Origin of the sequence: Lysobacter sp. 1R34A, from assembly GCF_051217035.1 — a bacterium.
Classification (GTDB): Bacteria; Pseudomonadota; Gammaproteobacteria; order Xanthomonadales; family Xanthomonadaceae; genus Lysobacter.
Map to the genome: position 1 here is coordinate 1 of NZ_JBPKJP010000128.1, position 9,102 is coordinate 9,102.

The following is a 9,102-nucleotide window of genomic DNA, read 5'->3' on the forward strand; positions in this document are numbered from 1 at the left end:
GACGCCTCCGGCGAGCGCGAGGACGCACCCGTCGCGCCCGAGCCCGCGCCCACGGTCGCGCCGGCGGCGGAGCCGCGGCGATGAGAGTGATCCTGCGTTATCTATGGGATCTGGCGCAGCGCTTCACCCGCACCCTCGACCTGATGATGTTGGCCGCCTTGCTGGCGCTGATGGCGATCGGCCTGGCGGTGCTGTACAGCGCCGGCGAGCATTCGATGCGCATGGTGATCGCGCAGGGCTCGCGCTTCGGCGTCGGCCTGCTGGCGATGTGGGGCCTGTCGCGCATGCCGCCGTCGCAACTGCGCAACTGGACGCCGCTGGTCTACGCGCTGTCGATGATTCCGCTGCTGCTGGTGCTGGTGGTCGGCACCGGCAAGCACGGCCGGCACTGGATCGACCTCAAGGTGTTTTATTTCCAGCCGGCCGAACTGCTCAAGCTGAGCCTGCCGATGATGGTCGCGTGGTACCTCAACCGCGAAGCGCTGCCGCCTAAGCTCAAGACCGTGCTGGTTGCCGCGGTGCTGATCGGCGCGCCGACCGCCCTGATCCTGCTCCAGCCCGACTTCGGCACCGCGATGCTGGTCGGCATCAGCGGCGCCTTCGCCCTGTACCTGGCCGGCCTGCCGTGGTGGTGGTTCGGCGCCGCATTCGGCGCGGTCGCCGCGACCGCGCCGGTGGCCTGGTTCTGGCTGCTGCGGCCGTACCAGAAAGACCGAATCCTGACCTTCCTCAACCCCGAGACCGATCCGCTCGGCACCGGCTGGAACATCATCCAGTCGAAGATCGCGATCGGCGCCGGCGGCATGACCGGCAAGGGCTGGCTGCAAGGCTCGCAGTCGCACCTCAATTACCTGCCCGAACACACCACCGACTTCATCTTCGCCGTGCTCAGCGAAGAGTTCGGCTGGACCGGCGTGATCGTGGTGCTGGCCCTGTACCTGTTCGTGGTCGGCCGCTGCCTGTGGATCGCCGCCGACGCCCGCGACGGCTATTCGCGATTGATCGCGGGCGCCCTGGGCCTGGCCTTCTTCGTCTACGTCATCGTCAACGGCGGCATGATCTCCGGCCTGCTGCCGGTGGTCGGCGTGCCGATGCCGCTGCTGAGCTACGGCGGCACCTCGGCGGTGTCCCTGCTGGCCGGTCTCGGCGTGGTGATGGCGGTGCGCGCGCACCGGCCGGTGCATGGCGGGCGGTGAGTTCGACGGCGCGCGCCGGCGCCTGATCGCGCGTTCGTAGGAAGCGGTTCTGAGCTGAGCATTTCTTTCCGGCAGGAGGCGGCATGAAAGGATTCGCGATCGTTCCTTCCATACCTTTGGTAATTCTATTGCTCCTCATTGCGGGCTTGCCGCAGGCGCTCGCCGACGAGAGCGGAAGGCGCGCCGCGGCGCGTAGCTACCTCAAACTGCCGGAGAGCGGAAAGTCAGCGGCGCGACCCTACGTTTGGGAACGCAAGATCGGCGCCAAACACCTCGTGGTGCTTGGTACCAGGCACCTCAGCAATCCGCATTCGCCGATGTACGGCGACATCGAAGCCGTGTTCGAGCGTGTCCGCCCGCAGCTGGTACTGCACGAAAGCCAAATCCCCGACGACCTCAAGACCCTGTCGAAGGAGGCGGCGATAGCGCGTGGTGCCGATCTCGGTTTCATCGCCCATCTGGCGCACCGGCGCGGTGTCCCGATCCGCAGCGGCGATGCCTCGGTAAGGGAGGAGATCGAGGTGTTGCTGGCTCGCCACAGCGCCGAAGAAATTCTCGTATTCATGGTGGCACAGCGCCTGATAGGAAACCGCCGCAATCCGGACCTCAAGGCGGTTGCGGCCCAATACGAGGCCTTCTACACCGACTATCTCGTCGCAAACGGTCTGCCGAAGCGCGAGGGTTCGGATCGATGGTCAGGCTTCCTGCGCGAATATCGACGCCTGGTCGGCCAGTCTTTGACGAGCAAGGGCTGGAACCCGGACCTGACCAGCCCGGTTCATGACAACGGTCGGCTCAGCGAATTGGCGCGCAGTACCAATACCGTGAGGGATCGTCGCCTGATCGCTTCCATCGAACGGGCGATACGCGAGCACGACCGCGTCTTGGTGATGTTCGGAGCTTGGCATGTGCTTGCGGTAGAACCGATTCTCGATTCTGAGTTCGGGCGGTAAGCCCAAATCGCCGAGCGGACCACCGTTCTCACCGGCAACGGCGCTGCTGCTGCAGTCGCGTCCCTGGTGGAACGATCAAACGTCGCCGCGTTCCCTGTGGAATTTGTCGATCTTCTCGACCTTGAACCACAGCGCTTCGCCGTGGTCGACGGCGGTCGAGGTGGTGACGACGATTTCGTCGTCGGCCCGGAAGGTGTTCATGACGTAGCCGTCGTCTTCTTCGTCGACGATCGGGGGGCCCAGGGCCGCCGCGGTCCGGACCCGGTTGAACTCGAAGCTCAGGCCGTACGGCAACACGCCGGCGAACTTGTCGTTCTGGCCGTTCTGGTGGCGGTTGTAGAAATGGATGCCGCTGAGGATCCAGTGGCCGTCGTCGCGGGGCTCTCCGATTTCCTCTCGGTAGACGTCCGCCACGGTGAAGATCAAGGCCAGGCCGAGGTCGTCGAAGTCGAGGTACTGGACCACGTCCGGGCCTTGCGGCCGCTCGATCATGCCGGCGTCGGTGAGGTACCGGGTCAGGCTGGCCTGGGCGGAGGAGTGTCCGAGCAGATCGACGAGTCGCTTGCCATCAATCATGCGCTTGCTCCTCGGTGGGTAGCGGCAGGTCCGGGCGGGCGACCTGGAGTCTATGGCAGTTTCCGGCGTCGAGATAGGACGCAGGACGGTTGGCCTGGATAGGGTTGCGTCGTCGCTCGGAACTCCTCGGTTGGCCGGTCTGGCAGATGGAAGATGTCGATCCGGAAGGATTGAAGGTAGTCTGCGGCGTCGAAGTAAGCGGCAATGACGTTTCGTGGACAGAGAAGAACAGGCTTACCTCAGCGTCTTCCGCGGCACCGTGAACCGCGGAGACCTGTTCTGGTTGCCGCCGGACCCGTTCCGGGGCTCGGTGCCGGGCGTCCCGCATCCGCACCTCGTGGTGCAGGACGATCTGTTCAACCACTCGCGGATCAGCACCGTCGTGGTTTGCGCCTTGAGCTCCAACATCGGGCGGGTCAGCGAGCCGGGCAACGTCTTGCTGGAACCGGGCGAAGGCGGCTTGCTCAAACAGAGTGTGGTGATCGTTTCGCAGGTGTCGTCGATCTACAAGACGCGCTTGGGCGAGCGCATCGGGGCCTTGTCGGACGAACGCGTGGCTCAAGTATTGGCGGGAATGCGTTTGCTGCAGGCGTCGTTCTTCAATCGCGGTTGATATCGGCAGTCGCGCACCTTCGGGGCTCGGGCGTTCGCCTTGCCCAACGCTCACACGCTCGTTTTCGCCCCGGCCGACAGTTCCGCCAGCAACGCGCGCACGTTCGGCGTCGCGGTCGATGCAGGACGCGTCAGCGCCTGGATGCGCCGGCTGAGCGGCGCGCCGGCGGCGGTGCGCACCGCCACGGCGTCGGCGCTCGGGAAGTCCAGGCCCAGTCTCGGGACGAAGCCGATCCCCAGGCCGGCGGCGACCATCCGCAGCATCAGGTCGTAGTCGTCGACGGTGTGGCTGATCCGCGGGGCGAAGCCGGCCGCGGCGCAAGCGCGTTCGGCGAGCAGGCCGTCGTCGCTCTGGCGCGAGCCGACGATCCAGTCTTCCTGCGCCAGCCGTCGCAGCGCGACCGGGCCGCGGCTGCGTCGCCAGTGCGGCGGCAGCGCCAGCAACACCGGTTCTTCCAACAGCGGCTGTGCGTCGAGGCCGGCGGGGTCGGGCCGCGGCACGAGGTTGTAGGCGAAGGTCAGGGCGAGGTGGCAGCGGCCGTCGCGCACCGCTGCGATCGCGTCGGGCGATTCGAGTTCGCGCACCACCACGCGCAGGTCCGGATGGCGTTCGCGTATGCGCAGGATCGCCGGCAGCAGGTGGCGCTTGGCATAGCTGGCGAAGCAGGCGACCTGCAATTCGCCTTGCGGGCGCCGATCGACGCCGCGCAGGTCCAGCGCCGCGGCTTCGACTGCTTGCAGGATCAATTCGGCGTGGGCGGCCAGCCGCTTGCCTTCGGCGGTCAGCTGTACGCGGCGGCCGATCGGTTCGAACAGCGCGACGCGCGCTTCGCGCTCCAGGGTCGCCAATTGCTGCGACACCGCCGACGAGGTCATGCCGCAGGCCTGCGCCACCGCGGTCATGGTGCCGCGGTGGGCGAGCTCGCGCAGCAGGCGAAGGCGGGCCAGGTCGAACATAAAGAAAATCTTACAGCTATCTTGAGATTTGCGAAGTGGACCTGTGCAAATCTGCGGGCTAAGGTCGTGGCGGTGTCGGAGGAGGCGCGGCATGATCGAACGGCAGCGGGTCGCGGCGGCGAGCGGCGTGGGCTTGCGCTTGCAGCGCGGCCAGCGCCTGCGCGTCGTCGACAGCGAAGGCGGGCAGAGCGGCGACCTGGTCGCCTATTCGGCCGACGGCCGCGAGCGCCTGTCGAACGGGCGCAGCTTCGACTACGGCGGCAGCCTTCGGCTGTCGGCCGCGCGGTGTTGTGGTCGGACCTGAGCCGGCCGATGTTGAGCATCGTCGAGGACGATGTCGGCCGCCACGATTTCCTGTACGCGGCCTGCAGCGCGCCGATGTACCGAATGCAGTACGGCGCGGTCGGCGATCACCCCAACTGCCACGACAACCTGTGCGCCGGCTTGCGTTCGCTCGGACTGATGCCGGAGCCGTTGCCGACGCCGTTCAACCTGTTCATGAACGTCGAAATCGAAGCCGACGGGCGCCTGCGCGTCGCGCCGCCGCGTTCGCGAGCGGGCGATGCGATCGTGCTGCGCGCCGAAATGGATCTGGCGGTCGCCCTGTCGGCGTGTCCGGCGTCGGCGGCCAACGGCGGCGCTCCGGCGCGCGCGCTGGCCTACGAAGTGTTCGACGGCTGAGGCCGCCCCTGCATCGCATCCATCCGTCGCCCATCGCGGCGGACCGTTCCGTTTTTCTGTTCGCGAGTACACCGACATGATCGCGCTTTCGCTGCTCGGCATCCCCAACGACGACAACTCTTCCTACCTCAAAGGCACGGCCGCGGCGCCGCCGCTGATCCGCCGCGAACTGCACTGCGATGCCTACAGCATCCGCAGCGAAACCGGCATCGATTTCGGCGAGGCCGGGCGGCTGATCGATTGCGGCGACCTGCATTTCGACGGCGTTGCCGATGCCTGGGAAGTGATCGAGCAGGGCGTCGGGCGCGCACTGGCCCAGGGCGGCCCGCTGCTGTGCCTGGGCGGCGACCATGCCATCACCCATCCGATCCTGCGCGCGGTGCGGCGCTGCCAGCCACGGCTGACCATCGTGCACATCGACGCGCATGCCGATCTGTACGACGCCTATCAGGGCAACCCGCGTTCGCACGCCTCGCCGTTCGCGCGGATCATGGAGGAAGGCCTGGCGGACCGGCTGATCCAGGTCGGGCTGCGCACCGTCAACGACGAGCATCGCGCCCAATTCGAGCGGTTCGGCGTGGAAGTGATCGAAGCCGCGAACTGGCGCGACGGCCTGCGCCTGGATCTGGACACGCCCGTGTACGTGTCGATCGACCTCGACGGGCTGGACCCGGCGTATGCGCCTGGCGTATCGCACCGCGAGCCGGGCGGCGCCTCGCCGCGCCAGGTGATCGATCTGCTGCACGGCATCCGCCAGCCGATCGTGGCCGGCGACATCGTCGAGTACAACCCGTCGTGCGACATCTCCAACCTCACCGCGCTGGTCGCGGCGAAGCTGGTCAAGGAACTCGGCGGGATGATGATCAAGACCGCGCTTGGCGGCACGCGCGCGGCGGCCTGAGCGGGGTGCGATGAAGGGCCCTGCCGCGTGATCCGGCGGGTCGGTCGCCAAGCGGAATCGGGCGAGTTCGAGGCCTGTCTCCGCGGTTGTTCGCATGTCGTCGTGCTGGCTACCTTCCATCGGCACCCGCCGCGACGGCAGCAGCACCGTGTGGCGGCTGATCGTCGACGGCGATCCCGAGCTCGGCCGCTACCTGCGCCGGCAGTTCTGGATCGCTCACCACTGCACCCGCAGCCTGCAGGCGCCGTTGTGGGGGACGCATGTCCCGGTGATCCGCGGCGAGGCGCCGCCGAAGCCGGCGGCCTGGAAACGCCTGGACGGTGCGGCGATCGCGTTCGACTACGACCCCGATGCACGCGAGACCGACGGGCTATGTCTGGTGTGCGGTGCGCTGCCCCGCGCCGCTGGACCTGCGCGAGGAACTCGGCCTGGCGCGCGCGCCGCAACCGGCGCCGCACCTCACCATCGGCAACGCCCTCGGACGAAGCGGGGCAGGGTAAGCGGCCAGATCGGTCTGCGAAGGCGGCTGCGAGGAGCGCTGTTCATGTTGATGACGACCTCCCGGGCGTCGCCATCGCCTCGGCCCCGGCCGCTTCGGCTTCGACAACCTGACATGAATAAAATCGGTTAAGTCCCGCAAACCCAAGGTTTTTTGCCCCGCTTTCGCGTGCTAACCTCGCCGCGATGACCCGACGCCAAACCGCCCGTCGCGCCTTGTTTTGCGCACTCACGATCGCCCTGGCTGCCTGCGCCACGCAGACGCCGCCGATCCCGACGTCTACCCTCGCGCCCGCCCCGGCGCCGAAACCGCCGGCCCCGGTCGCCGCGCCGACGCCAGTCGTCGGCACGCCGGCATTGCCCGACCCGGTCAAACCGATGCCGCTGGCGCAGGCGCGCGCCGAGTTCGTGCGCGATACCGCCAGCCGCTACGGCGTCGACCCGGCCTATATCGAATCGGTGCTGGCGAAAGCGCAGATCCGCGAGGGCATCGTCGCGGCGATGGCGCGCCCGGCCGAGGCCAAGCCGTGGCGGGACTACCGCCCGATCTTCATCACCCAGGCCCGCATCGACGGCGGCCAGGCCTTCCTGGCCGAGCATCGCGCGCAACTGGCGCGGGTCGAAGCCGCGACCGGGGTGCCGGCCGAGATCATCGTCTCGATCATCGGCGTGGAAACCAGCTTCGGCAAGAACACCGGCAAATACTCGGTGGTCGACGCGCTGTACACCCTGGCGTTCGCCTATCCGCGCACCGGCGACCCGGCCAAGGCCGATCGCGAGAACCGCCGCGAGGCCTTCTTCCGCGGCGAGCTGGCGCAGTTGTTCGCGCTCGGCAAGGAAGAGCGGATCGACATCACCACCCTGACCGGCAGCTACGCCGGGGCGATGGGCTGGGGCCAGTTCATGCCGTCGAGCTACCGCGAGTTCGCGGTCGACGGCAACGCCGACGGCAAGCGCAATCTGTTCACCGACCTGGACGACGTGTTCTTCTCGGTCGCCAACTACTTCGTCAAGAAGGGCGGCTGGGTGCGCGGCGGCCCGGTGACGGTGCGCGCCAACCGCGACGCCACCGCGCAGGATTTCGTCCCCGAAAGCATGGACCCGGTGTATTCGCTCAGCGACCTGGCCGCGCGCGGCTATCGCCCGCTGGGCACGGTGGCGCCGACCGAGACCGCGACGCTGCTGAACCTCGACGGCGTCAACGGTCCCGAATATTGGCTCGGTTTCCGCAACTTCTACGCGATCACCCGCTACAACATCTCCAAGCATTACGCGATGGCGGTGTACCAGCTGGCCGAGGCGATCGCCGGACGGGAGAATCCCTTGGCCACCGATATAGCCACACCGCCCGCCGCGCCGGCCCAGCCTGCGGGCAAGGCCCCCGCGGGCACCGCCCCCGCAGCCAAGGCACCGCAGGCATGAGCGGGCCGGGCACGAAGCGGCCGCCGATCGTGTTGATCGGGCGGCTGGCCGCCGCCGTCCTGCCGCTGGCCCTGGCCGCCTGCGCCAGCGCACCCAAGAAAAATTCTTCCGAAGCCCTGGCCCTGCCGGAACGCGACCGCGTCCACGCCAGCGGCCTGCCTTCGGCGCAGCCGCACGGCGGCCGCAAGAAGTCGCCGTACGCGCCGGCCCAGGAAGACCTCAGCAAGCGCGGCAACTACAAGGCCGGCGGCCTGTACGCCCCGGGCGTGTCCGACACCACCCCGGACTACGTGCCCGACGTCGATGCGATCCCCGAACCCGAAGTCGTCGCCGAGGCGCGCTCGCAGTTCGGCAACCGCTCGCCTTACAAAGTGCTCGGCAAGAGTTACAAGGTGCTCGATTCGCACGAGGACTACGTCGAGCGCGGCCTGGCCTCCTACTACGGCCAGAAATTCCACGGCCGGCGCACCTCCAACCTGGAGGTGTACGACATGTACGCCTTCACCGCCGCGCACAAGTCGCTGCCGCTGCCGAGCTTCGCCCGCGTCACCAACCTCGACAACGGCAAGTCGGTGACCGTGCGCGTCAACGACCGCGGCCCGTTCCACGACGGCCGGGTGATCGACCTCAGCTACGCCGCCGCGGTCAAGCTCGGCATCACCCAGCGCGGCACCGGCCGGGTCGAGGTGCGCGCCCTGCATCCGGGCGACGCCGCGCCGCCGGTCTACGCCAGCGCCGCCAACAATCCGCCGCCGGCCGCGGCCAAGCCGAACCCGCCGTCGGCGATCGACCGGCTGGTCTCGGCGATGCCGATCGGCAGCGCCAACGCGGGCGAACTGCCGCCGGGGGTGCGCATCGCCACCGGCAAGCCGGCCAGCCCGTCCTCGGCGCCGGCTGCCGCTCCGGTCAGGACCACGGTCGCGACCGGCCAGCCCGCGGCCTCCGCTGCGGCGCCCAAGCCGGCCACGGCCGTCGCTTCCAAGGCCCCCGCGGCGTCGGGCGGCGGCAAGTTGCTGCCGGGCAACGACTATCGCTTCGACATGATGCAGAACGGCAAGTCGATGACGGCCGACGAATTCGACACCTGGATGAAATCGCGCCAGGTCCGCGTCGCCACCGGCAAGGGCGCCGAGATCGCCCCGCCGAAGCCGCTGAGCCGGGCCGAACAGCGCGCCATGGCCAAGCAGCAGAAGGAGCAGGCCATGAAAACGCACAAAGCGTGCCAAGGCGTGACGACCGGCACATTGCTTGTTAAATATACGTGAGCATCATGACACCGATGTCACACAACTGACGTTCCCCGTCA

7 protein-coding genes and 3 pseudogenes are annotated in these 9,102 nt (G+C 68.1%); 8 read left to right on the top strand and 2 right to left on the bottom strand.

Going from position 1 to position 9,102, the window contains the following annotated elements; genetic code table 11:
- Positions 1-80 precede the first annotated feature (80 nt).
- Both rodA and ACSAMQ_RS18640 read left to right on the top strand, forming a co-directional pair.
- Positions 81-1,196: a rod shape-determining protein RodA gene (rodA, locus tag ACSAMQ_RS18635; RefSeq protein WP_435397095.1), complete on the top strand. Its 1,116-nt coding sequence runs from the start codon at positions 81-83 to the stop codon at positions 1,194-1,196.
- An 83-nt stretch (positions 1,197-1,279) separates the two neighbouring features.
- Complete coding sequence (locus tag ACSAMQ_RS18640) at positions 1,280-2,149, top strand: hypothetical protein (RefSeq protein WP_435397096.1); 870 nt, start codon at positions 1,280-1,282, stop codon at positions 2,147-2,149.
- Positions 2,150-2,224: 75 nt separating this feature from the next.
- Here the strand turns inward: ACSAMQ_RS18640 and ACSAMQ_RS18645 are convergent, their stop codons facing one another.
- Positions 2,225-2,725: a hypothetical protein gene (locus tag ACSAMQ_RS18645; protein WP_435397097.1), complete on the bottom strand. Its 501-nt coding sequence runs from the start codon at positions 2,723-2,725 to the stop codon at positions 2,225-2,227.
- A 214-nt stretch (positions 2,726-2,939) separates the two neighbouring features.
- Between ACSAMQ_RS18645 and ACSAMQ_RS18650 the strand changes: the two genes are divergently transcribed.
- Positions 2,940-3,338 carry a type II toxin-antitoxin system PemK/MazF family toxin gene (locus tag ACSAMQ_RS18650; RefSeq protein ID WP_435397098.1) on the top strand — a complete coding sequence of 133 codons (399 nt, stop codon included), beginning with the start codon at positions 2,940-2,942 and terminating at the stop codon, positions 3,336-3,338.
- A 50-nt stretch (positions 3,339-3,388) separates the two neighbouring features.
- Here ACSAMQ_RS18650 and ACSAMQ_RS18655 read toward each other — a convergent pair whose 3' ends face one another.
- Positions 3,389-4,294, bottom strand: coding sequence for a LysR substrate-binding domain-containing protein (locus ACSAMQ_RS18655; RefSeq protein ID WP_435397099.1), 906 nt, complete (start codon positions 4,292-4,294; stop codon positions 3,389-3,391).
- A gap of 91 nt (positions 4,295-4,385) precedes the next feature.
- Here ACSAMQ_RS18655 and ACSAMQ_RS18660 point away from each other — a divergent pair.
- The 5 genes and pseudogenes from ACSAMQ_RS18660 to ACSAMQ_RS18680 form a co-directional block, all read left to right on the top strand.
- Positions 4,386-4,975: pseudogene (locus ACSAMQ_RS18660) on the top strand (DUF1989 domain-containing protein).
- A gap of 76 nt (positions 4,976-5,051) precedes the next feature.
- A complete protein-coding gene (locus ACSAMQ_RS18665; RefSeq protein ID WP_435397100.1) occupies positions 5,052-5,876 on the top strand; it encodes an agmatinase family protein in 825 nt (274 codons plus the stop codon).
- 94 nt (positions 5,877-5,970) lie between these two features.
- Complete coding sequence (locus tag ACSAMQ_RS18670) at positions 5,971-6,507, top strand: hypothetical protein (protein WP_435397101.1); 537 nt, start codon at positions 5,971-5,973, stop codon at positions 6,505-6,507.
- Positions 6,508-6,560: 53 nt separating this feature from the next.
- Positions 6,561-7,703, top strand: a pseudogene (gene mltB, locus ACSAMQ_RS18675) (lytic murein transglycosylase B); the annotation flags it as partial.
- A 122-nt stretch (positions 7,704-7,825) separates the two neighbouring features.
- Positions 7,826-8,506, top strand: a pseudogene (locus ACSAMQ_RS18680) (septal ring lytic transglycosylase RlpA family protein); the annotation flags it as partial.
- Positions 8,507-9,102: the final 596 nt, after the last annotated feature.